We start from the raw sequence: 21,948 nt of genomic DNA on the forward strand, positions 1-21,948 counted from the left end.
CAGCTCCCCGGCGAGCCCGGACCGCGGCGCTCGGCCTTCGAAGTCCGGTACTCACCAGCCGGCGCCCCCGGCGCGACCATTTCGCGCGTTCCCCGCACCGTGACGGCGGGCCCGCCGCGCCCATCTCGCGACGGAGGAGCGTCCGGCAGCGAGGGGTGCGATGGGGGCCGATCTGACCGTCTACTACGATGGGGCCTGCCCGCTCTGCCGCCGGGAGATCGCGCATTACCGCGGTCGGGCCGGGGCCGAGCGCGTGCGCTTCGTCGATCTCGCGGGCCCGGGCCGTCTCGATCTCGGATCAGGCCTCGACCTCGCCGCCGCCCGGGCCAGGTTCCACGTCCGCGAGGCGGACGGGCGCCTCGTCTCGGGGGCGGCGGCCTTCGCGCGGCTGTGGCGGCGTTTCCCGGGCTGGCGCTGGCTCGCCCGCCTCGTCGAGCTGCGGCTCTTCGGCTGGCGGCCCCTGCTGCCCTTCGCCGAGGCGGCCTACCGGCTGTCGCTGATCGTCCGGCCCTGGCTGGCACGCCGCCTGCGCGACACGCATTGCGACGAGGCCTGCCGATGAGCGCGCCGGCTCCCGAGGGTGCGCAGGGCTCGGCGATCGTCGTCGGCGCCTCCGGCGGGGTCGGCGGTGCCCTCGTGGCGGCGCTCGCGGCGGGAGGGCCCCACGGCACGGTCTTTGCCCTTTCGCGCACGCCTGCGCCTCAGCCCGACGGGGTGCGCGCCCTGGCGATCGACGTCACCGACGAGAATTCGGTCGCCGCCGCGGCCCGGAGCGTCGGCGAGGCCGGCCCGGTCGGGCTCGTCGTCGTTGCGAGCGGCATCCTGCACGGGCCCGGCATCGCGCCCGAGAAGGCGATCCGGGCCCTCGACCCGGCCGCGATGGCGCGGGTCTTCGCGGTCAACACCCTGGGCCCCGCCCTCGTCGCCAAGCACTTCGTGCCGCTGATGCCCCGCAGGGGCCGCAGCGTCTTTGCCGCCCTTTCGGCGCGGGTCGGGTCGATCGGCGACAATCGGCTGGGTGGCTGGTACTCCTATCGGGCCTCCAAGGCGGCGTTGACCCAGGTGCTGCGCACCCTCGCGGTCGAGACCGCGCGCACCCACCCGGACCTGATCGTCGCCGGCCTGCATCCCGGCACCGTGCAGACCGGCCTGTCGCAGCCGTTCCGCCCCGAGCCCGGCCCCGGCCTGTTCACCCCGCAGGAGAGCGCCGCCCACCTCCTGCGGGTGATCGCGGGGCTGACCCGGGAGGGGTCCGGCCGCGTCCACGCCTGGGACGGGCAGCCGATCCCGCCGTGAGTTTTCGGTGAGTCCCGGGTGATGGGTCGGGGGCATCCCTGTGCTTCCACCGCCACGCTCCGCGAAATCCCTGTGCAGCACGTCCCGTTCGCCCTTGAGGCAACGCCTCCTTGAATGCGAGCGCGGCAGGATGGGGCCTGGCCGCGCGCGGGAGCAGGGATGGGTATCGAGGGCTTCGTCGTCGACGGGCTGACGCAGGCGGCGCAGCGGCGCGCCGCCGATCCGCGGGCCTCGGCCTGGGTGTCGGCCAATGCCGGGGCGGGCAAGACCAAGGTGCTCACCGACCGGGTGGTGCGCCTGCTGCTGCACGGCGCGGCCCCGGCCAAGATCCTCTGCCTGACCTTCACCAAGGCGGCCGCCGCCAACATGGCGATCCGGGTGTTCGAGCGCCTCGGGCGCTGGGTCACCCTCGACGAGGCGGCGCTCCGCGAGGAGCTGACGGCGCTGGAGGGCGAGGCGCCGGACGGCGCCACCCTGCGGCGCGCCCGGCGCCTGTTCGCCCGCGCCGTCGAGACGCCGGGCGGGCTCAAGATCGAGACCCTGCACGCGCTGTGCGAGCGGCTGCTGCACCTCGTGCCGTTCGAGGCCAACGTGCCGGCCCGCTTCGTGGTGCTGGACGAGGCCCAGACCCGCGAGGCGATCGACCGGACGATCGACAACGTGCTGGCCGACGCGGTCGATGCGCGTCACCCGCACCTCGCCGACGCGCTCGCCCTCGTCGCTCCCGAGGCGGCGGGCGAGGCCCTGCGCCGGGCGATGACCGCGGCGGTGCAGAATCGCGGCCTGATCGGCCATCCCGGCGGGGTGCCGGCCCGCCTCGCGGCGCTGCGCGACGCCCTCGGGCTCGGCCCCGACGAGACGCTGCCGGCGATCGAGGCCCGGATGCGCGACGGCGGGCCCGACCTCGCCGGGCTGGCGGCGGCGCTCCGCACGGGCAAGGCCAACGACGAGAAGCGCGCCGACGCCCTGGCGCTCGCGGCCTCCGCCACCGGCCCGGCCCGTCTGACGCTGACCCTCGCGGCGTTCTTCAAGGACGAGGGCGAGGGCGACCCCTACGCCGCCTCGTCGCTCGGCACCAAGTCCGTCCCGGCCGAGGCCAAGGAGGCGCTGCTCGCCGAGCAGGCGCGGCTCGCGGGGCTGCGCGACCGCCTCAAGGCCGCCCGGGCCTTCGCCCGCACCGAGGCCCTGTTCACGCTCGCCGCCGAGATCCACCGGCGGATGGAGGCCCAGAAGGCGCGCCTCGGCGCCCTCGACTTCGACGACCTGATCCACAAGACCCTCGACCTGCTGACGCGGGTCGATTCGGCCTGGGTGCTGTACAAGCTCGACCGCGGCGTCGACCACGTCCTGATCGACGAGGCGCAGGACACCAACCCGCAGCAATGGGAGATCCTGCGCCGGATCACCGAGGATTTCTGCGCCGGCGAGGGAGCCCGCGAGGCGGGCCAGGGCCTCGCCCGCACCCGCTTCGCCGTCGGCGACCCCAAGCAGTCGATCTACAGCTTCCAGGGCGCCGCGCCGGAGGAGTTCGAGACCACCCGGCGGGCTTGGCGGCGCGACGCGGAAGCGGCGGGCCTGCCCTTCGCGGATGTCGGCCTCACCCTGTCGTTCCGCTCGGCGATCGGCGTGCTGCGGGCGGTCGACGCGACCTTCGCGCTCCAGGACCATTATCGCGGCCTGTCCTTCGGCGACACCGCGGTCGGCACCGTGCATTCCACCGCCCGGGTGCGGGCGCCCGGCCAGGTCGAGCTGTGGCCGGTCGAGCGGCCGAGCGCCGAGGAGGAGCCCGACGCCTGGACCCACCCGGTCGACGCGATCGAGGCCGGGGCGCCTGCCCTCGTGGCCGCCCGGCGCGTCGCGAAGGCGGTGCGGCTCTGGACCACCTCAGGCGATGAATCCGGCCGGGTGTGGCGCCCCGGCGAGGTCCTGATCCTGGTGCGCAAGCGCTCGGCGGCCTTCGAGGGCGTGATCCGGGCGCTCAAGGCCGAGGGCGTGCCGGTGGCGGGCCAGGACCGCCTCGACATCGCCGCCCACATCGCCGTCCTCGACCTCGTGTCAGCCGGCCGCGCCGCCCTGCTGCCGCAGGACGACCTGACGCTCGCGACCGCCCTCAAGACGCCACTCGTCGGCCTCGCCGACGACGACCTCGTCGGCATCGCGGCCGGGCGCGACCCGGCCGAGCCGCTGGTCGCGGCGCTGCGACGCCACGCCGAGGCCGGCGATCCGGCGGCCCTGCGCGGCGTCGCCGCTCTCGATCGCTGGACGGCGCTCGCCCGGGCGCACGGGCCGTTCGGGTTCTACGCCGAGCTGCTCGGGCCGCTGGGCGGCCGGGCGCTCCTCGTCCAGCGCCTCGGCGGCGAGGCGGGCGACGCGATCGACGTCTTCCTCACGGCCGCCGCCCAGGCCGAGGCCGGGCCCGACGCGCCCTCGCTCACCGGCTTTCTCTCGCGCTACGCCCCGAGCGGCGGGCGCGACGCCGGCGGCCACACGGTCAAGCGCGACCTCGACGCCGCCCGCGACGAGGTGCGGGTGATGACGGTGCACGGGGCCAAGGGCCTGGAGGCACCGCTGGTGCTGGTGCTCGACGGCTGCGACGCGCTCGGTCGCGACCCGGCCCTGATCCCGATGCGCCTTGCCGACGGCAGCACCGTGCCGGTCTGGTCGAGCGCCAAGGCCTACGACAGCTCAGGCATCGCGGCCGCCCGCGACGCGCTCCACGCCAAGGCCGGCGAGGAGCACAACCGCCTGCTCTACGTCGCGATGACCCGGGCCAAGGACCGGCTGGTGATCGCGCCCTATTCCGGCAACGACAAGGAGACGCCGGCCGAGGCCTGGTGCGAGATGATCCGCCGCGGCCTGGTCGCGGAGTTCGGCGGCGTCGAGATCGCCGAGATGCCCTACGGCCCGGCCGAGAGCTGGCGCGAGGGCGCCGCTCCGCCGGAGGCCCCGGCCGCGCCCGAGGGGGTCGCGGAGCCCGAAGCGGTGCCGGACTGGCTGCACCGCGCGGTCGTGCCCGAAGCCGAGCCGCTGCCGCCGCTTCGCCCCTCCGGCCTCGGGGCCGCCGACGAGCCGCGCCGCTCGGATGCCCGCTCCAGCGACCCGGCGGCGCGCCGCCGCGGCGTGCTCGTCCACGCCCTGCTGGAGCACCTGCCGAGCCTCGCCCCCGAGCGCCGGGCGGCCGCCGCCGAGGCCTTCGTCGCCGCCCGCGCGCCCGGCCTCGATGCCGGGCGGCGCGCGGCCACCGCGACGGAGGCCTTGCGTCTCCTCGACGATCCCGACCTCGCGGTGCTGTTCGGGCCCGATGCGCGGGCCGAGGTGACGCTCGCCGGCAGCATTCCGGTCGCGGGCGTCGCGCGTCCGGTGCACGGCCGGGTCGACCGGATCGCCGTGACCGGGGAGGCGGTGTGGCTCGTCGACTTCAAGACCGGTCGCCCGCCCCGGGACGGCGCCCCCGCCCCGCGCGGCCAGGCGGCGCAGGTCGCGCTCTACGCGCGCCTCCTGGCGACGATCTATCCCGACCGGCCGGTGATCCCGCTGCTGGTCTGGACCGCCGGGCCGGTCGTTCGCCGCCTCACCGCGCAGGAGTGCGCCACTGCGCTCCACACGCTGGCGTGAGCGGGAGTGCGCCATCACACGAGCAGACCGGGGATGGTGCAGCCGTTAAGCTTGATCGGCCCCGGCCCCGTTCTTACGTTCATCCCCACGCGGGCCGGTCCGCGGCGTCGGCCGGCTTTCAAGGACGCAGAGAAGGATTTTGGCGATGGCAACCGTGAAGGTGACCGACGCGAGCTTCGAGCAGGACGTGCTGCAATCGGCCGAGCCCGTGGTGGTGGATTTCTGGGCCGAGTGGTGCGGCCCCTGCCGGGCGATCGGCCCGGCGCTGGAGGAGATCTCCAGCGAGATGAACGGCCGGGTGAAGATCGCCAAGGTCAACGTCGACGAGAACCCGGAGATCTCGGCCAAGTACGGTATCCGGTCGATCCCGACCCTGATGATCTTCAAGGGCGGCGAGCTCGCCGGCCAGAAGGTGGGTGCGGCCCCGAAGGGCGACCTCTTCCGCTGGATCCAGGCCAGCGCCTGAGCGCTTCGGCAATCGAACGACAAGGAGCTCGGCCGCAAGGCCGAGCTTTTTCCCATCGTTGCCTTGCACGGACGATCCGGCGGCTTTCGGCAACGCTGTACGCCACTTCATTTCATCGAAGAATTGAATGTTCTCCGAGCTTTACCGGAGCGGCGGTGGTGCCCGGACGCTCCTCCCGGATTTCTCATGAGACGCACCCCATTGCGGCCTGCCGAGCAAGCGGTAGCGCAGGACCTCACAGCATCGCGTCCATCAAAATCGGCAAGCAAGCATTGTTTTCGTAATAATTAATCAACGACTACCATCAAAGTTGAATCTCAAGAAAATAAAAAATTATGCGATTACTAGAGGATGGCAATATAATAAGGCATTTATTTTATACATAGCGTCAGACTCTATGAAGACAGAATCATCGATCCGGCGCTGGCGAAAACATGATCCGCACCCGCAAACCCGGACCACCTCTCGTACTATCATGAAGCGTGACCGCTGCGCCGATCCGGTCGGCGAAGGCGCGAACGACGGCGAGGCCGAGGCCGCTGCCCTGCGATCCGTCGCTGCGGGCAATGCGGTAGAACCGGGAAAACACCCTCTCCCGATGCTCCAGCGGAATGCCCGGGCCGTCATCCTCTATCTCGGCGAAGGCGCCTTCGTCCGACACCGCCACCCGCACCATCACGTGGGCGCCGGGCCCTGCGTAGCGGACCGCGTTGTCGATGACGTTGCCCAGGATCTCGCACACCACGGTCGGGTGACCCGTCACCATCACCGGCCCGTCAGGCCGCACATACTCGACCTCGATGCCGGCGTTGAGCGCCCGCGGGACGTGGTCGGCCAGCACCGTCGCGGCGAGTGCGGCAAGGTCCAGGTCGGTCAGGGCGATCGCATCCTGGTCCTCGTCGGCACGCGCGAGCGCCAGGAGTTGCGCCAGCAGGTGCTCCAGGCGCCGCGCCGCGCCCTCGATGTCGTCGAGAGCGGCGCGGGCCTCCGGCGGCGCGGCGCCGCTGTGGCGCCGAGCGAGGTCGACATGCATGCGCAAGACGGCGAGCGGCGTGCGCATCTGGTGCGAGGCATCTCCGGTGAAGCGGCGCACTGCCCCCATCACCTCGTCGAGGCGGCCGAGGAGCGTGTTGAAGGCGAGGACCGGGGCTCGCGCCTCCACCGGTACCGGCGAGACATCGAGGGGCTGCAGGCCGACCGCGCCGGGAGCGGCGCGACCGTCGATCTCGGCGCTCAGCCGGTCGAGAGAGGCGAGGCCGCGGCCGATCCCGTACCAGGTGAGGACGCCGACGAGGGCGAGGAGGACGCCCTCGAGCAGGAGCAGCCCGCCGAGGAGCCGCCACTCGAGGCTGCGGCGCGCCTCACGGGTCTCGGCGACCTGCACCAGCACCGCGCCGGGCTTGCCGTAGATCGTCCGCGCCTGGGCGGCGATCCGCACGGCCGCACCCCGCATCACCGCGTCCCGATGCCGGGTGGGGCCGGGCTCGACCTCCCCGGCCGGCCGGGGCAGGTCGCGGTAGCCGGTGACCAGCCGGCCGTGGTAGCTGACGCTGTAATAGACACGGTCCTGCGACTGGGTCTCCAGCATCCCGAGCGCCACTCGCGGCAGGTCCACCGTCACCTCGTAGTCCTCGTCGAGCGCCAGGCGCTCGGCGATGGCCAGCACCGAGCCGTCGAGGAGGCGGTCATGCGTGGTCTCGACCACGTTCCGGATGACGAGGGCGCCGCCGAGGCCGAGCACCCCCGCGAGCGCCGAGGCCGGCAGGAGCATCCGCAGCATCAGGTCGCGCTTCAGGGAAGGCGGGCGGCGGCTCATCGGGCGTGGAGGAGGTAGCCGAGGCCGCGGATGGTGCGGATCTCCGGCCCGTTCGGCTGGAGCTTCTTGCGCAGGCGCGCGACGTAGAGCTCGAGGGCGTTGGGCGCCACCTCGTCGTCGAATCCGAACACTTCGCCGGCGAGCCGCTCCTTCGGCACCACCTGCCCGGCCTTCGCCATCAGCACCTCGAGCACGGCGAGTTCCCGGCGCCGCAGGCTCAGGGTCTCGCCGTCGAGGGTGACGGTCCCCGTCGATCGTTCGAGAACGAGCGCACCGCATTGCAGGACGGGGCTGCGCAGGCCCTGGCCGCGGCGGATGAGCGCCCGCACCCGCGCCTCGAACTCGGGGAGCGCGAAGGGCTTCGCGAGGTAGTCGTCGGCCCCGAGATCGAGCCCGTGCACCCGGTCGGTCATGCCGTCGCGGGCGGTGAGGATCAGCACCGGGACGGCGCTCGCCGCCCGGATGCGCCGCAGCACCTCGAAACCGGACAGGCCCGGCAGGCCGATATCGAGCACGATCAGGCTGTAGGGCTCCGACAGGGCGATCACGGCGGCCGCCTCGCCGTCCGTCTCGTGATCGACCGCGAGCCCGGCGGCCCGAAGCGCCGCGACGAGGCCCCGGGCCAGAGCCGCGTCGTCCTCCACGACGAGCACCCGCATCCCGCCGTCCCCCCTCAGGCTCGTCGCGCTCTGCGCGTGCGTAGAACTTCGCCGCGCGAGCCTGTAGCCTGCGATCTTCGCCGCGGCCACCGCCGCGGGCAACCGCACGCCTCGGGGCAGGAAGGGTATTTGGCGCGCGTGAGAACCCTGACGGCCGCCTGGGTGAGCCTCGCCCTCATCCTCGGCCCGGGCTGGACCCAGGCGACTTTGGCTCAGGTGAGTTCGGGCCGAGCGACTTTGGCTCAGATCGATCCGCCCATCGACGCGCAAGCCCAGGATCGCGCGGAAGCGGTGCGGGAAGGCGTGGTCGTGATCCGTGCGACGACCGACGAGGCGGAGGCCTCGGCCCTGCTCGCGGGCTTCCGGAGACGCTTCCCGGGGGTCGCGGTCGCCTACACGAAGATGAATTCGTCGCGGCTCTACGACGAATTTTTGGCCGAGGCCGGGTCGGGCGGGGGCACGGCGGACCTCCTCTGGAGCTCGGCCATGGACCTCCAGATCAAGCTCGTGAATGACGGCTATGCCGAGCGCCACGTGTCGCGCGAGACCGAGGGGTGGCCTGCCTGGGCGGTATGGCGCAACGAGGCCTACGGCATCACCGCTGAGCCGATCGCGATCGCGTACAACAGGACATTGCTGCCTGAGGCACGGGTACCCCGCAGCCACGCAGACTTCCTTCAGAGCCTGACCCGGCATCCGGAGGACTGGCAGGGCAAGGTTGCGACCTACGACCCGGAGCGCAGCGGCGTCGGCTTTCTCGTCCTGACGCAGAACCTCGAGGTGACGCCCCGGACCTGGGATACGGTCCGGGCGATGGGGCAAATCGGGGTGAAGCTCTTCACCGCCACCGCCACGATGCTCGACCGGCTGTCGGCCGGCGACGCGGTCCTCGCCTACGACGTGCTCGGGTCCTACGCCCGCGAGCGGGCAAAGCACGACCCGGCCCTCGGGGTGGTGCTGCCGAGCGACTACACGCTCGTCACCTCGCGCATCGCCCTGATCCCGAAGGCGGCCCGGCACAAGACGGCGGCGCGGCTGTTCCTCGACTACCTGCTGTCCAGGGAAGGCCAGGCGCTGCTCGCCGCCCGCTCGGTCACGCCCGCCCGCGCGGACGCCCGCGCCCCGGACGATCCGCTCACCGGCTCCACTGCCCTGCGGCCGATCCCCGTCGGGCCGGAGCTGTTGACCTCCCTCGATCAGATCAAGCGCAGCCGCACGCTGCGGCAATGGCGACGAGCGATCGAGGGGCGGTGAGAGCAGGCGCCGCCAGGGCTGCGCGCCGTCACCCGCCGTGCCGTCCAGGAAGACGCGCTGAGCCCTCCGCTCCGCAGGCCTTTTTCCCCGCCCGAACGCCCCCACCCGCCCCGCGACAGGTTGCTGACAGTTTCGCCCTCTACCATGCGCCCCAACAAGCACGGAGGAAACGGTGCAAGTCACGGGCATGCTGCACGGCGCCAAGCTCCTGCGTCTCGCAGGCTTCCCTGCGGCCGAGGTTCCGGGACCGGACGCGGGTGACGAAGGGATCGGGTGTCTCATCGGCCGCCACGGCTCGGTTTTCGTCACGCCGGCGTTCAAGGATGGCGTCGGCAACAAGGGTAAGGCGGGCCTGCTCGGCCGCGCCCACGACCTGAAGACGGCTTTGCGCGAGGAGGGGCGGCGCTTCATCGTCGCCGGGCGTGGCGGGCCGATCTTCACCGGCGGCATGGGGAGCTTTGCGAGACATCGCGGAAGCGCTCGACCTGCCCTTTCGGCGGTTCGGCTGCGAATGGGACATCAACGAGGTCGTCGCCTGCACCCGCCGGGCCGACCGGTCGATGCGCCAGGGCGGCCGGGAGCAACCGGGCGCTGGGGCAGGCCCCGTTCGACTCCGGCCCGTCGCGCACCGTCGATCACGTCAACATCGATGCGGTGATCGCGGCGCTTCTCCGAAGATGCCGTGGCAGCCCAACCGCGACGGCGCCCTCTCCGGCTCGGCGCGCGAGACCGCGGCGTTCACCGTCATTCCTGTCCGCCCGGATGCTCGGCTGCGCGGCGCAGGTCCACAACCGCGGCCGCAACACGGACACGCGGACGGCCGCCTCCCGCTGCCTCTTCGCGGCCCGGCGGCGCATCCGTCCATCACTGTCCCCCTGGTCGGGCCGGTGCCACAGTATCCCGAGAGGGCCAACTTGACTTAGGGTCTCTGCAATGTGAACATTCCGTTATCTTTCCGTTCCTGATTGTTTACCTGAGACCGGGACGGATTAATCGTAAAGACGGCCGGATAGGCCCCAAAAATATCACTCGAAGCATATCGCTCGGAAGAACAGCGTTCGGGAGGACACCGATGGCATCTGGAACCGTACCCCTTGCCAAGCCCGGCGAGGCCGCCGCGCCGGCGGCTGTGCCGGCATCCGGAAAATTCTGGCCGCACGGCTGGTGGCGGCTGATGGACATCAAGATCGGCATCATCCCGATCCCCGTCTACCTGATCCTGGTCGTGCTCCTGACGATCCTGACGCTCGAGCGCGAGATCAAGCCGGATTCGCCGACGATGATCGCCGTCCTGGTGCTCGGTGGCTTCACCTGCGCCGAGATCGGCAAGCGGCTGCCGATCCTGCGCAACATCGGCGCCGGCGCCATCTTCGCCACCTTCATCCCCTCGGCGCTCGCCTACTACAAGCTGATCCCGCCGCAGATCGAAAAATCGATCATCGACTTCACCAAGTTCACGAACTTCCTCTATCTCTACATCGCGGCGATCATCGTCGGCAGCATCCTCGGCATGGACCGCGGCGTGCTGATCAAGGGCTTCCTGAAGATCTTCGTTCCGCTCGGCATCGGGTCGATCGCGGCCGGCATCGTCGGCACCCTGGTCGGGATGGCTCTCGGGCTCGGCGCCTACCACACCTTCTTCTTCATCGTCGTGCCGATCATGGCCGGCGGCGTCGGCGAGGGCGCGATCCCGCTCTCGATCGGCTACGCGGCAATCCTCGGCGCGTCGCAGGGCGACCTGTTCGCCCAGGTGCTGCCTCCGGTCATGCTCGGCAGCCTCACGGCCATCGTGTTCTCGGGCATCCTGAACTTCGTCGGCAAGAAGTACCCGCACCTGACCGGCGAGGGCCGGCTGCAGCCGGGCGAGCACGACGACATGGATCCCAAGGACGAGGCGGTGACCGCCGAGAAGGGCGGCGGCGCCATGGACGTCTCCACCATCGCGGCGGCGGGCCTGACGGCGGTGACGCTCTACCTGCTCGGCGTGATGCTGCACCACGTCATCGGCCTGCCGGCGCCCGTCGCGATGCTGTTCCTGGCGGTGCTCGCCAAGCTCACCAGCGCGGTCTCGCCCCACCTCCAGGCCGGCGGCTTCGTGGTCTACAAGTTCGTGCAGACCGGCATGACCTACCCGCTGCTCTTCGCCATCGGCGTGTCCCTCACCCCCTGGGACAAGCTGATGTCGGCCTTCACGGTGCCGAACCTGATCACCATCATCGCGACGGTGTTCACCCTGATGGTCACCGGTGCCTTCGTCGGGCGGCGCCTCGGCATGTACCCGATCGAGGCCGCGATCGTGAATGCGTGCCACTCGGGCCAGGGCGGCACCGGCGACGTCGCCATCCTCACCGCCGCCAACCGCATGCAGCTGATGCCCTTCGCCCAGATCGCGACCCGCATCGGCGGCGCCGTCACCGTCACGGCGGTGCTCGTGGTGATGCGGTGGATCGCCTGAGGGCAAGGTTGCCGGTTCGCTGCGCGGGCTCCCTCGAGCCCGCTCGGAGCTCAGCCCTCCCCCGCCGGCGGGGGAGGGCACATAACCCGCGTCTGCCTTTTTTCTCGACGGCCCCCCGCATGCAAGCCGGCATCGTCCGACACTCGGCGTAGGGCGGCAGGCGGGCATCGATTCGCACCCCGGCCGCCTGCCCAGGACCCCATCCGCCGCCAGCCGTGAACCGCCCCGGGTTTCCCGGAGGCTCCGACTTCTGAGAGGTGGGAGATGACGAAGCGAACAGCTCCGTTTTCCCCCAGGGTGCGCGAGCGCGCCGTGCGGATGGTGCGCGACCATCAGGGCGAGCACGGCTCGCAATGGTCGGCGATTCAGTCGATTGCGGCCAAGATCGGCTGCTCGGGCGAGACGTTGAGGAACTGGGTGCGCCAGTCCGAGCGTGATCAAGGTGTGCGACCCGGACAGACGACGGGCGAGCGCGAGCGGATTAAGTGCACCTAACCGAACGGCTCGATCGGGTCGGTTGGGCGTTGTCTGGTATGGCTTGCCGGCTTCTTCCCGACGATCTCTGGACTGCGATCGCCCCGCTTCTGCCGCCACACCCGCCTCGGCCCAAGGGTGGGCGTCGTCGGCTGGACGATCGCGCCGCCCTGACCGGCATCCTGTTCGTGCTGTGCTCGGGCATCCCCCGGGAGATGCTGCCGGCCGCGATGAAGTGCGGCTGCGGCATGAGCTGCTGGCGCCGGCTGTGCGACTGCCAGGTGGCCGGCGTGTGGCGGCGCCTGCATCAGGTGCTGCGCGAGCGCCTGCATGCGGCGGGGTGAGATCGACTCGGTGCCGGCGAAAAAAGGTGGTCTGCCACCGGCCCGAACCCGACGGATCGGGGCAAGGCGGGGACCAAGCGCCACCTCGTCACCGACGCGCGCGGCAGGCCGCTCGGCCCCGTTCTGACCGGCGCCAACTGCCACGACAGTCCGCTGATGGCGATCGGGGAGCGGGCGACGTTGCGCATCACCCGCGACGCCGCCGGCCGGGAGGTGCTGCGCGAGAGTGCGGCGGGGTTCCGGCTGACGCAGGCCTGGGACGCGGTGGGCCAGCTGACGCGGCAGCGGGGCGGGCGCGAGCCGGGCCTCGTGGGGATGCCGCCGGGGCCGGGGGTGGAGCGGTCCTACGCCTGATCGCGCGACGTCGCCCCGCGGGTGATCCGGGACGCGCGCTGGGGCGAGACGGCCTACGACACCGACGTGGCCGGACAGATCGTCGAGACTCGCTTTGGCGACGGCGAGGCGGAGCGGTTCGCCTACGACCCGGCGCTGAACCTGTGCGGGTTCGGCGATGCGACCGCGCGGGTGCAGGCCTGGCAGCTCGCGGCGGGCGGGCGGGTGGAGCGGGCGCGGGGCTCGCACGGGGAGACGATCCACCTGGCCTACGACGCGCGCCGCCGGGTGGTGGAGCGGCGGGTCGAGCGGGACGGGTTCCGGCCGAGGACGTGGCGCTACGGCTGGGACGCGCAGGACCGCCTGGTCGCCTGCGAGACGCCGGAAGGGGAGCGGTGGGCGTACGGCTACGACGCGTTCGGGCGTCGGGTGTGGAAGCGGCGTCTTCTGGAAGAAGCGGAGGAAGCGTGGGTGCGGGGGAAGTTCCCGCATCTGGTGCGCAGCGTGGCGGCGGGAGGGCGCAGCGCGCTCGACGTGTGGCCGCGTCGTCCTGCGGGGGCGAGCGAGGTGGACGCGGCGCCGCCGGTGGTGGGAAACGGGGGGCACGTCACGACCGCGAAGGGAAGCGCGTGACCCGCGGGAGCGACACACTCGGACCAGGAAACATCGATCAGGAGACGCTTGCCTCACAAACCCCGATCAGAGAACGCTCTCGTTCGAGGTCGGCCGATCTTCTGTCGGATGACGCCTCGGAATGAGGCTGGAACAGAACAAGCCTCCCAGGAAGGTCGGGCGGGCTGCGAACGCGCAGGCCCGGGAACCGGCCCCCGAAACGTCCCCGCGACCCAGGCTCCACCCCATCCGGTTGACCTTCTCGCCCATACCGGTAGAAATCCTGCCGTCAGCCGAGATGTCGGGCGCAATGCGTTCGATCTGTCTCCGCTTAGCCGGCACTTCGATCGATGTGCCGCGAAGGACGATGCCCGATCGTCTTGCGCTCGTCCGACGTGCCTTGCGTTGCGTCGGCCTCTGATCTCCCGCGCGTCAGGAGGCGACCATTCCCGAGGCAACGATTCCACGCGCGCCGTCGCGTCCGCGCGCCCTGGCCGGCCTCGTCGCGGCCACCATCCTGCTGCCGCTCGTCCTGCTGCTCCTCGGCCTGTGGGAGTGGCCGCGCGGCCTCGACGACCGCGCGGCCTTCGCCGCCGAGCACCGGCGCCTCGCCGAAGTCGTCGCCGACCTGGAGGCCCGCGCCCCCCGCGACGGACGCGTCGATTTCCGCCTGCAGTTCCGCCATCACGGCCAGCTCTACGGCGGTCCCCTCGCGGTGACCAAGGCGCGCGAGGCCCGGGATGGCGCCGGCACCCTGGTCACCGTGATGGAGTGGCGCCGCCTGCTGCCGCCGGTGGCGATCGGCGGCGGCGCGGTCGCGGCCGGGCTCTCGCTCCTCGTGCTGCTCGCCGGCGCCGGCCTCGGCCGGCTCGGGCGCGGCTCGCGCGACGCGCTGGTGCAGGGCTTCGCGCTGATGCGCCGGCTCCTGCCGGCGGCCCTCGCGGTCCAGATCCTGTCGGCGACCGCCGCCTTCGTCGCCGTCGTCACGTTCGAGGCCGGAATGCTGGTCCAGGGCGGGCTGACCGGCGACGGGATGAAGCTCCTGGTGGTCGCCGCCGTCGCGGTCGGCGCGACGCTCATCGCCGCGGGCGGCGCCGTGCTCGGCCTGCGCCGCGCCCTCGACGCGTTCGAGCCCGATCCCCTGCCGATCCTCGGCCGCGCGATCTCCCCCGCCGAGGCGCCGGGGCTCTGGCGCCTGGTCGAGGGGCTGGCCGAGCGGATGGGCGCGCTCAAGCCCGAGGCCCTGGTCGTCGGCCTGACCGACGGGTTCTTCGTCACGGCGGGCCCGGCGGTGCTGGAGCCCGGCGAGCGGCCGGTCTCCGGGCGCATCCTCCACGTGCCGCTGCCCCTTCTCGCCCTGATGCGGGGCGACGAGGTCGCGGCGATCGTCGCCCACGAGCTCGCGCATTACGCCGGCGGCGACACCGCCTACAGCCAGCGCTTCCTGCCGATCTATGCCGGGGTCGGGCGCTCGCTCGAGGCGGTGGCGGCGCGCCGGGACGGGGCTCTCGGCGTCCTCGGGCCGTCCCTGCGCCTCGGCGCGTTCGTGATGGAGCGCTTCCACCTCGCCGTGCGCCACTGGAGCCGCAAGCGCGAGTTCGCCGCCGACGCGGCGGGGGCCGCCGTGACCTCGACCGACGCCTCCGCCCGGGCGCTCCTGCGCAGCGGCGCCGTTGCGCCGCGCGTCGCCGAGACCCTGGCGGCGGCGGCCGAGGCGCCTGACGCGGCCCCTCCCGACCTCGTGGCCGCCGTGCTCGACCGCGCGGTGGCGCGGGGCCTCGACGATCCGGCCGCGCACCTCCAAACCGGGCAGGCCCACCCGACCGACACCCACCCGCCGACGAGCGAGCGCCTCGCCGCCCTGGGCCGGGCGGTCGATCCCGACCTGCTGGCCGCCGCCGGGATCGCGCCGCCGCCCCATGCCCTCGGCCAGCTCGCGGCCTATTTCGCCGACCCGGCCGGCCTGTGCCGGGCGGCGAGCGCCGACTTCCTCGGTGCGGTGCGGGCCCGCGACGCGGCGGTCCGCGCCGACCTGGAGGCGGCCGTCGCCGAGATCGGCACCGGGGAACGGGTCTTGCGCGCCAACCACCGGCCCCGGGGCCTCGTCCTGGTCGTGGCCGGCGGCCTCTTCGCCGCCATCGCCCTCGCGATCATGATCTTCGGCGTGCCCGGCATCCCGCCCCGCCAGATCGTCGTCGTGGCCGGCGCGGCCTTCGCCCTCGCGGTCCTGATGGGCGGGGCCGGGGCGCTGGTCCTGTCGCGCGGCGCGCCCGTCACCCTGGTCCTGAGCCCCGGGAGCCTGTCCTCGCCCGGGCTCGACCGGCCCATCGCCTGGGGCGAGATCGCCGACCTCGACATGACGGCAAACCATGCCGGCGTGGTCACCCGCGTGCTGCTGCCGCCGGGCGCATCGCTTCCCGGCCGGCGCCCGGGCCGCCACGGCGTGCGGCTCGACGCCAAGCGCCGCATCGTCACCCTGGCGGTTCCGATGCCGCGGGGCATGAACCCGCAGGGCTTCGCCGACCTGATCGCCGCCTACCGGACCGCCGCCGAAGCGCGGCGGATCCTCGCCGAGGCCGCCGCGTCCCGGCCCGCCCCGGCCCGGGCCGACACCGCCGGGACCTTGCCGACCGAAGCGTCCCGGCCGGTCGAAGCCCAGCCCGCCTGAAGCCCGGCCCGCCCGAATCCCATCCATCCGAGGAGCCCCATGAGGAGCCCCATGACCCGACCGCCGGAGACCGCCACGCCCCCCGAAGCCCTCCGGCTGCCGCCGCGGCGGCAGGGCTGGCTCAACACGTTCTGGATCCTGTTCGGCGTCGTGGCGCTCGGGGGCATCCTGGTCGCCTGCGCCGTCTACACCGCCCCGGCGGTGATCTCGGACTGGCAGGTCCAGGCCACCGCGAAGCCCGCCGTCGAGGCACGGGTCAGCGACGGCAAGTGCAGCGCCAAGCTGTTCATCCATATCTGCGACGCCACCCTGGCGCTGCGCACGCCCCAGGGCACGGTGACCCGGCGGGTCAACTACGTCTTCTCCGGGCTCGAGGCCGGCGATTACCGCGTCGGGGTGATGGCCGACCCCGCCCGCCCCGACCTCGTCACCACCGATCTCGGCCTCGACCGGCTGTGGAACCGCACGATCACCCTGCTCGCCATCGCCGGCCTGACCGCGGCGACGATCGTCGGCGCCTTGCTCTCGATGGTCCGGGACCGGCGCGGGGCGGTCGCCGCCTGAAGGGGGCGGCGCCTGCGCCGGAAGCATGGCGGCGTGCCCGGGGCCGGGTGCCACGCTCGCCGCCGCCTTGCTTTCGCATCAATTTGACTGCCCATGCTGGGACCGCCGCGAGGGGCCGCGCCGGGCTTTTCGCACGACGCTGCATGAGGTCTTAATCGCCGTGACCGCCTCCCTCGATCGCCTCGGCTACGCCCACAGCCTGCTCGAGCGCCACTCGGCCGAGCGCACCGGCCCGACCCCGACGCTCGCCGACACGCCGGACGCGAGCCTGCTCCTGTTCTGCGGCGACGTGCCGGTGCTGCGGGTGACGGAGGGCGGGGCGACCTGCCTGCTCGCGCCCGAGGATGCTGCCCGGGCCGGCGCGCCGTCGCCCGAGCTGTTTCTCGGCCGGGTCAGCGGCCGGCCGGCTTTCGCGGGCGCGCTGCCGGCGGATGCGGCGGGGCTCTTCGCGGACGATCCGGCCTACCGGGTGCTCGATGCCCGCGCGGTCGCGGTCGAGGGGGCGGTGCCGGCCCCCGAGATGGGGGTGATGGCGACCGCGAAGTCGCTGCTCGGCTGGCACGCCCGCCACGGCTTCTGCGCCAATTGCGGGACCGCCACCACGCTCTCCTGCGGCGGCTTCCGGCGCGACTGCGCCGCCTGCGGCACCGAGCATTTCCCCCGCACCGATCCCGTGGTGATCATGCTGGTGACGCACGGCGACCGCTGCCTCCTCGGCCGCCAGGCCCGCTTCGCGCCGGGCGTCTATTCGTGCCTCGCCGGCTTCCTCGAGCCCGGCGAGACCATCGAGGACGCCGTGCGGCGCGAGACCTTCGAGGAGGCGGGCGTGCGCGTCGGCGCGGTGCGCTACCACCTCTCGCAGCCCTGGCCGTTCCCGTCCTCGCTGATGATCGGCTGCGAGGGCGAGGCGCAGGGCGATGCCCTGGTGCTCGACCGGACCGAGCTGGAAGACGCCCGCTGGTTCACCCGCGACGAGGTGCGGCGGATGCTGGAGCGCACCCATCCGGACGGCCTGATGACCCCGCCTCCGATGGCGATCGCCCATTCCCTGGTGCGCCTCTTCGCGGAGCGCTGAGGGTGGCGCGGTTCCACGGCATCATCCCCTACCTCGTCACACCTCTCGACGCCGAGGGGCGGATCGAGGCCGGGGTGATGGCCGCGCTCTGCGACGACCTGATCGCGGCGGGCGTCCACGGCCTGACGCCGCTCGGCTCGACCGGCGAGTTCGCCTATCTCGACGAGGCGCAGAAGCGCGAGACCGTGGCGGCGGTGGTGGCGGCCGCGGGCGGCCGGGTGCCGGTCCTGCCGGGGGTGGCCGCGACGGCGATCCGCGGCGCGGTGGCCCAGGCGAAGGCCTGCCGGGCGGCCGGCGCGGACGGGATCGTGCTGATCCTCGACGCCTACTTCCCGCTGACGGAAGCGGAAGTCGAGCGCTACTTCCTGAGCGTCGCCGACGCCACCGACCTGCCGATCATCCTCTACACCAACCCGAACTTCCAGCGCGCCGACCTGTCGGTCGCCTCGATCGCGCGGCTGTCCCGCCACCCGAACATCGTCGGCATCAAGGACGCCTCGACCAATACCGGGCGGCTGCTCTCGATCCTCAACCGCGTCGGCGGCGACCTCGACGTCTTCGCCGCCTCCTCGCATATCGCCGCGAGCGTGATGATGCTCGGCGGCAAGGGCTGGTTCGCCGGCCCCGCCTGCGTCATCCCGCGGGAATGCCTGGCGCTCTACCGGCTGTGCCGCGAGGGGAACTGGCCGGAGGCGGTCGCGCTGCAGAAGCGGGTCTGGGCCTTCAACGAGGTGTTTGCCCGCTACAACCTCGCGGCTTGCGTCAAGGCGGCGCTCCGGATGCAGGGCTACGCCGTCGGCGATCCCGTGCCGCCCCAGAGCCCGGCCTCGCCGGAGGCCTGCGCGGCCATCGCGGCGGCGCTCGCCGCCGTCACCGGCGCGGACGCATCCGGACTGCCGTCGCATCAATGAGATGAGCGGCCGTGTAGGACGGCCGCGATCCCGTTCGAAGGAATCCCCATGACCACCGAGACCGCCCGCGCCCGCTACGACGCCGCCCTCGCCATCGCCCGCGCCGCCGGCGAGACCGCGCTCGGGTTCTTCGACGCCCGCGACCGGCTGGTGATCGAGCAGAAGTCGGGCGCCCAGGACCTCGTCTCGCAGGCCGACCGCGAGGTCGAGCTGCTGATCCGCGCCCGCATCGCCCAGGCCTTTCCCGAGGACGGCGTGATCGGCGAGGAGCACGACCCGGTCCCGAGCCGGTCGGGCTACGTCTGGGTCGTCGATCCGATCGACGGCACCAGCCCGTTCCTCAACGGCCAGCCGAACTGGTGCGTGTCGATCGGCGTGCGCGGCCCCGAGGGCCTGGCGGCGGCCGTGATCGAGGCGCCGGTGATGCGCGAGACCTACGCGGCGCTGGCCGGCGCGGGCGCGACCCTCAACGGCCGGCCCCTGCGCGTCGATCCGTCGGCCTCCCTCGCCTCCGCCAATATCGGCTTCGGCGCCACCCAGAAGACCCCCGCGGCGGAAGCCGCCGCCTTCGTGCGGGGCCTCTACGAGGAGGGCGGCGTGCTCTTTCGCAACGGGTCCGGCGCCCTGATGCTGGCCTACGTCGCCGCCGGGCGTCTCGCCGGCTACTACGATCCGGGCCTCAACGCCTGGGACTGCTATGCCGGCCTGCTGCTCGTGCGCGAGGCGGGCGGGGTCGCCGAGTATCTCGGCTCCGACGACATGCTCACCGGCGGCCTGCTCTACTCGGGCACCCCGGCGGTGGTGGCGGACCTGCGCCGGCTCGGCGAGGCGTCGCGGCGGGGGTGAGTGAGCGGACCGTTGCCGACCGGAGGGCTTACGCTCGCCGACAGACGATCCGCAGCGTCGGGTCTGCGAGGCGCGAGATCCCGCCCTCGACCTCATCCTGAGGTGTCGGTCCATCAGAGATGGATTGACCTCGAAGGAGGCTTCCAGCGGGCGCAGAGATTCCTGGATGTCTCCTTCGAGGTCAGCCAATCTTCGACCGACCGACACCTCAGGATGAGGTCGAGGGCGGGAAAAAATATCTGGCGCACTTCAAGAATATTATTGATTAAGATAGTTTTATTATATTCGAACTGGCGATCTTGGCGGCTCCGGTCTCGGCGTGGTCGTTCCAAGGCCACGCGGCGAAACCGGGAGGCCGGCCTTCCCGCGTCAGGCCAGCGCCGCCCCGAGCGTGATCGCCACCGCGAGCGCGGCCATCCAGACCAGCGCCCGGGGCCGGTACGACAGCGTGACGACGAGGAGCAGCGCCGCGCCGATGAGCGACCCGAGCCAGTGCACCGGACCGAAGACCCCGCCGTCGAGGTGGAGCGCGGCACCGAGCGAGAGGGCGATCAGCGCCCACCCCGCGACGCGAAGGCCGATCGCGCGCCGTCGCGTCGGCGGGTTGGGCCACAGCGCCTGGTGATGCCGGCCGAGGCTCAGGCAGAGGGCGGCGAGCCCGAGGAAGCCGAGGGCCCCGGCGACGAGGAGGGTCATGCCCGCTCCATCTCCGCCGTGCCGGCGGGGACGGCGGCGTGCCGGCGTGCCCGCCCGGGCGCCCGGAAGCGGTCGACCTTGTGCGAGATCAGCGCGAAGCCGGCGGCGACGGCGAGCAGCGCGGCGTCGAAGCCGAGGAACCAGGCCGGATCGTCCCACAGGCCCCTGGCGAGGACGAGGTCGGCGAGCGCCGCGGCGACGAACAGGCCCGCGACCGCGGCGAGCGCCCCGCGCCAGGCCCGCCGCGGCGGCGGCCAGGCACCCGCGACGGCGACGAGGAGCCAGACCGCGAAGAAGGCCTGGACCTCGCGCGCCGACCGCCCCGCGAGGTCCGCGGGCAGGAGCCGGTTGGCGAGGAGGTAGGCCGCGATCCCCGCCGGCAGGCCCGCGATCGTGCCGAGGTTGAGCGTGTGGACGAGACGCCAGCCGAGCCCGGCCGCGGCGCCCGCCTTGGGCAATCGAGCCACGGTCCACAGCACGAGCCCACTCCCCACCAGGGCGCAGCCCATCAGGCCGCAGAGAAAGAACAGGATCCGCAGGGCCGGCCCGGCGAAATGGGCCTCGTGGAGGCCGACCATCGTGGTGAAGGTCTTGGCGGCCGGGCGCAGGCCGCCCGACAGGACCTCGACGACCTCGCCGCTCGTGCCCGCGAAGGCGACCTGCGGGTGCTCGTGCGAGAGGCCGTGCGGCTCCTCGAATACAGCCACGACGGTGGAGTTCGCGTCGCGCGGGTTGGCGACGACGAGGCGTTCCAGGGGTTCGGGGATGGTCGCGAGCGCCCGGACTACCATCGGCCCGACCGGGGCGAGGGTGCCGGGCTGCCCGGCGGCCGGGCGGGGCTGCGTGATCTGGCCGGTCTCGGCGAAGTAGGCGGCCTGATCGCCCTTGTATGCGGCGGTGACGCCCCAGGGCATGTACATGATCGCCAGGGTGACGACGCCCGTATAGGTGATCATCAGGTGGAACGGCAGCGCCAGCACGCCGCTGACGTTGTGGGCGTCGAGCCAGCCGCGCTGCGCCGCCTTGTCCCGCCGCAGGGTGAAGAAGTCGGAGAAGATCCGCCGGTGGGTGACGATGCCGCTCACCAGGGCCACCAGCATCACCATCGCGCAGATCCCGACGATCCAGCGGCCCCAGAGCGGCGGCAGATGCAGCTCGAAATGGAAGCGGTAGAGAAGGTCGCCGCCCCTCGTTTCCCGCATCGCGGCCGGCGCCCCGGTCCGCGGGTCGAGGAGGACGTGGCCCGGCGGCGTCCCGGGCCGCGTGCGCCAGAACAGCTCGACGAGCGGCCGCTCCGGCGTCGGCAGGCCGACGAACCAGCTCCGCGCCTCGCCCGCATGGGCCGTGAGATGCGCCACCGCGAGGTCGGCGGAGCGGGCCAGGGCCTCGGGTCCGATCGCCGCCTCCCGGTGCAGCTCCGGCTGCATCCAGCGCGTGATCTCGGTCCGGTAATAGGTCGCGGTGCCGGTGACGAAGACCGCGAACAGCACCCAGCCGACGACGAGGCCGGACCAGGTGTGCAGCCAGGCCATCGACTGGCGGAAACCCTGCTTCATGAGCCGAATCCGAACGGGAACGATCCGGCGACGAGCCGGAGGGCGAGCGCGAGCGCGAGGGCGACCCCGCCGAGGATCGCCGCGGCGCGCCCGAGCGAGCGGGCCGCGAAGGCGACGACGACGACCGCCACCATGACGGCGAAGCTCGCCAGCGTCGCCGCCGTCACGGCCTCGGCCCGCGGGAGCGGAAGGGTCAGCGACAGCAGGATCGTGGCGAGCGCCGCGATGCCGTAGCCGCCCCCGACCGCCAGGACGACGCGGGCCGCGACCGCGGCCCGTGCCGCGAGGGTGAGTGATCGGCTCATCGC

20 protein-coding genes and 2 pseudogenes are annotated in these 21,948 nt (G+C 72.7%); 16 read left to right on the plus strand and 6 right to left on the minus strand.

Going from position 1 to position 21,948, the window contains the following annotated elements; translation table 11 throughout:
- The first annotated feature begins 160 nt into the window (after window positions 1-160).
- The 4 genes from V3T34_RS06605 to trxA all read left to right on the plus strand — a co-directional run bounded on the left by V3T34_RS06605 (window position 161) and on the right by trxA (window position 5,377).
- Complete coding sequence (locus V3T34_RS06605; protein WP_305078080.1) at window positions 161-562, plus strand: thiol-disulfide oxidoreductase DCC family protein; 402 nt, start codon at window positions 161-163, stop codon at window positions 560-562.
- Window positions 559-1,296, plus strand: coding sequence for an SDR family NAD(P)-dependent oxidoreductase (locus V3T34_RS06610; protein ID WP_305078081.1), 738 nt, complete (start codon window positions 559-561; stop codon window positions 1,294-1,296). Before V3T34_RS06605 ends, V3T34_RS06610 begins: the two co-directional genes overlap by 4 nt.
- 159 nt (window positions 1,297-1,455) lie before the next feature.
- Complete coding sequence (gene addA, locus V3T34_RS06615) at window positions 1,456-4,911, plus strand: double-strand break repair helicase AddA (protein ID WP_305078082.1); 3,456 nt, start codon at window positions 1,456-1,458, stop codon at window positions 4,909-4,911.
- A 145-nt stretch (window positions 4,912-5,056) separates the two neighbouring features.
- Window positions 5,057-5,377, plus strand: coding sequence for a thioredoxin (gene trxA, locus V3T34_RS06620; protein WP_060849869.1), 321 nt, complete (start codon window positions 5,057-5,059; stop codon window positions 5,375-5,377).
- Window positions 5,378-5,786: 409 nt separating this feature from the next.
- Here trxA and V3T34_RS06625 read toward each other — a convergent pair whose 3' ends face one another.
- Both V3T34_RS06625 and V3T34_RS06630 read right to left on the minus strand, forming a co-directional pair.
- On the minus strand, window positions 5,787-7,157 hold the full coding sequence (locus tag V3T34_RS06625; RefSeq protein ID WP_305078084.1) for a sensor histidine kinase: 1,371 nt from the start codon (window positions 7,155-7,157) through the stop codon (window positions 5,787-5,789).
- A gap of 32 nt (window positions 7,158-7,189) precedes the next feature.
- The gene (locus V3T34_RS06630; protein ID WP_091889283.1) at window positions 7,190-7,852 is read right to left on the minus strand and encodes a response regulator; all 663 of its coding nucleotides are present in this window, start codon (window positions 7,850-7,852) and stop codon (window positions 7,190-7,192) included.
- A 162-nt stretch (window positions 7,853-8,014) separates the two neighbouring features.
- Between V3T34_RS06630 and V3T34_RS06635 the strand changes: the two genes are divergently transcribed.
- The 7 genes and pseudogenes from V3T34_RS06635 (at window position 8,015) to V3T34_RS06665 (ending at window position 13,345) form a co-directional block, all read left to right on the plus strand.
- Window positions 8,015-9,106: an ABC transporter substrate-binding protein gene (locus V3T34_RS06635; RefSeq protein ID WP_331369133.1), complete on the plus strand. Its 1,092-nt coding sequence runs from the start codon at window positions 8,015-8,017 to the stop codon at window positions 9,104-9,106.
- A gap of 172 nt (window positions 9,107-9,278) precedes the next feature.
- Window positions 9,279-9,764 carry a hypothetical protein gene (locus tag V3T34_RS06640; protein ID WP_331369134.1) on the plus strand — a complete coding sequence of 162 codons (486 nt, stop codon included), beginning with the start codon at window positions 9,279-9,281 and terminating at the stop codon, window positions 9,762-9,764.
- A 414-nt stretch (window positions 9,765-10,178) separates the two neighbouring features.
- The gene (locus tag V3T34_RS06645; RefSeq protein WP_091889285.1) at window positions 10,179-11,561 is read left to right on the plus strand and encodes a 2-hydroxycarboxylate transporter family protein; all 1,383 of its coding nucleotides are present in this window, start codon (window positions 10,179-10,181) and stop codon (window positions 11,559-11,561) included.
- 264 nt (window positions 11,562-11,825) lie between these two features.
- Window positions 11,826-12,047: pseudogene (locus tag V3T34_RS06650) on the plus strand (transposase); the annotation flags it as partial.
- Window positions 12,048-12,094: 47 nt separating this feature from the next.
- Window positions 12,095-12,542 (plus strand): annotated as a pseudogene (locus V3T34_RS06655) (IS5 family transposase); the annotation flags it as partial.
- Window positions 12,536-12,733: a hypothetical protein gene (locus V3T34_RS06660; protein ID WP_407942680.1), complete on the plus strand. Its 198-nt coding sequence runs from the start codon at window positions 12,536-12,538 to the stop codon at window positions 12,731-12,733. The pseudogene V3T34_RS06655 and the gene V3T34_RS06660, both read left to right, overlap by 7 nt.
- Window positions 12,734-12,754: 21 nt before the next feature.
- Window positions 12,755-13,345, plus strand: a complete 591-nt coding sequence (locus V3T34_RS06665) for an RHS repeat domain-containing protein (RefSeq protein ID WP_305078087.1) — start codon at window positions 12,755-12,757, stop codon at window positions 13,343-13,345.
- 310 nt (window positions 13,346-13,655) lie between these two features.
- Here the strand turns inward: V3T34_RS06665 and V3T34_RS06670 are convergent, their stop codons facing one another.
- Window positions 13,656-14,009 (minus strand): hypothetical protein, encoded by a 354-nt coding sequence (locus tag V3T34_RS06670; protein ID WP_305078088.1) that lies wholly within the window; start codon window positions 14,007-14,009, stop codon window positions 13,656-13,658.
- A gap of 30 nt (window positions 14,010-14,039) precedes the next feature.
- On the opposite strand from V3T34_RS06670, the gene V3T34_RS06675 reads away from it, so the two are divergent.
- The 5 genes from V3T34_RS06675 (at window position 14,040) to V3T34_RS06695 (ending at window position 19,388) form a co-directional block, all read left to right on the plus strand.
- Window positions 14,040-15,992: a M48 family metallopeptidase gene (locus V3T34_RS06675; RefSeq protein ID WP_305078089.1), complete on the plus strand. Its 1,953-nt coding sequence runs from the start codon at window positions 14,040-14,042 to the stop codon at window positions 15,990-15,992.
- A 51-nt stretch (window positions 15,993-16,043) separates the two neighbouring features.
- Window positions 16,044-16,556: a hypothetical protein gene (locus V3T34_RS06680; RefSeq protein WP_305078090.1), complete on the plus strand. Its 513-nt coding sequence runs from the start codon at window positions 16,044-16,046 to the stop codon at window positions 16,554-16,556.
- A 160-nt stretch (window positions 16,557-16,716) separates the two neighbouring features.
- Window positions 16,717-17,631: an NAD(+) diphosphatase gene (gene nudC / locus V3T34_RS06685; protein WP_305078091.1), complete on the plus strand. Its 915-nt coding sequence runs from the start codon at window positions 16,717-16,719 to the stop codon at window positions 17,629-17,631.
- Between the two features lie 2 nt (window positions 17,632-17,633).
- Entirely contained in the window at window positions 17,634-18,542 is a 909-nt protein-coding gene (locus V3T34_RS06690) for a dihydrodipicolinate synthase family protein (RefSeq protein ID WP_305078092.1), read from the plus strand.
- Between the two features lie 48 nt (window positions 18,543-18,590).
- Window positions 18,591-19,388, plus strand: a complete 798-nt coding sequence (locus tag V3T34_RS06695; protein WP_305078093.1) for an inositol monophosphatase family protein — start codon at window positions 18,591-18,593, stop codon at window positions 19,386-19,388.
- 369 nt (window positions 19,389-19,757) lie between these two features.
- Here the strand turns inward: V3T34_RS06695 and V3T34_RS06700 are convergent, their stop codons facing one another.
- Genes V3T34_RS06700 through V3T34_RS06710 form a run of 3 tightly spaced genes read right to left on the minus strand, consistent with a single transcriptional unit; the run spans window position 19,758 to window position 21,945 of the window.
- Window positions 19,758-20,084 carry a DUF3325 domain-containing protein gene (locus tag V3T34_RS06700; protein WP_305078094.1) on the minus strand — a complete coding sequence of 109 codons (327 nt, stop codon included), beginning with the start codon at window positions 20,082-20,084 and terminating at the stop codon, window positions 19,758-19,760.
- The gene (locus tag V3T34_RS06705) at window positions 20,081-21,640 is read right to left on the minus strand and encodes a PepSY-associated TM helix domain-containing protein (protein WP_305078095.1); all 1,560 of its coding nucleotides are present in this window, start codon (window positions 21,638-21,640) and stop codon (window positions 20,081-20,083) included. Before V3T34_RS06705 ends, V3T34_RS06700 begins: the two co-directional genes overlap by 4 nt.
- On the minus strand, window positions 21,637-21,945 hold the full coding sequence (locus V3T34_RS06710) for an iron transporter (RefSeq protein ID WP_288586839.1): 309 nt from the start codon (window positions 21,943-21,945) through the stop codon (window positions 21,637-21,639). Before V3T34_RS06710 ends, V3T34_RS06705 begins: the two co-directional genes overlap by 4 nt.
- Window positions 21,946-21,948 lie beyond the last annotated feature (3 nt).

Source organism: Methylobacterium ajmalii (assembly GCF_036448855.1).
In the GTDB taxonomy this organism is placed as follows: Bacteria; Pseudomonadota; Alphaproteobacteria; order Rhizobiales; family Beijerinckiaceae; genus Methylobacterium; species Methylobacterium ajmalii.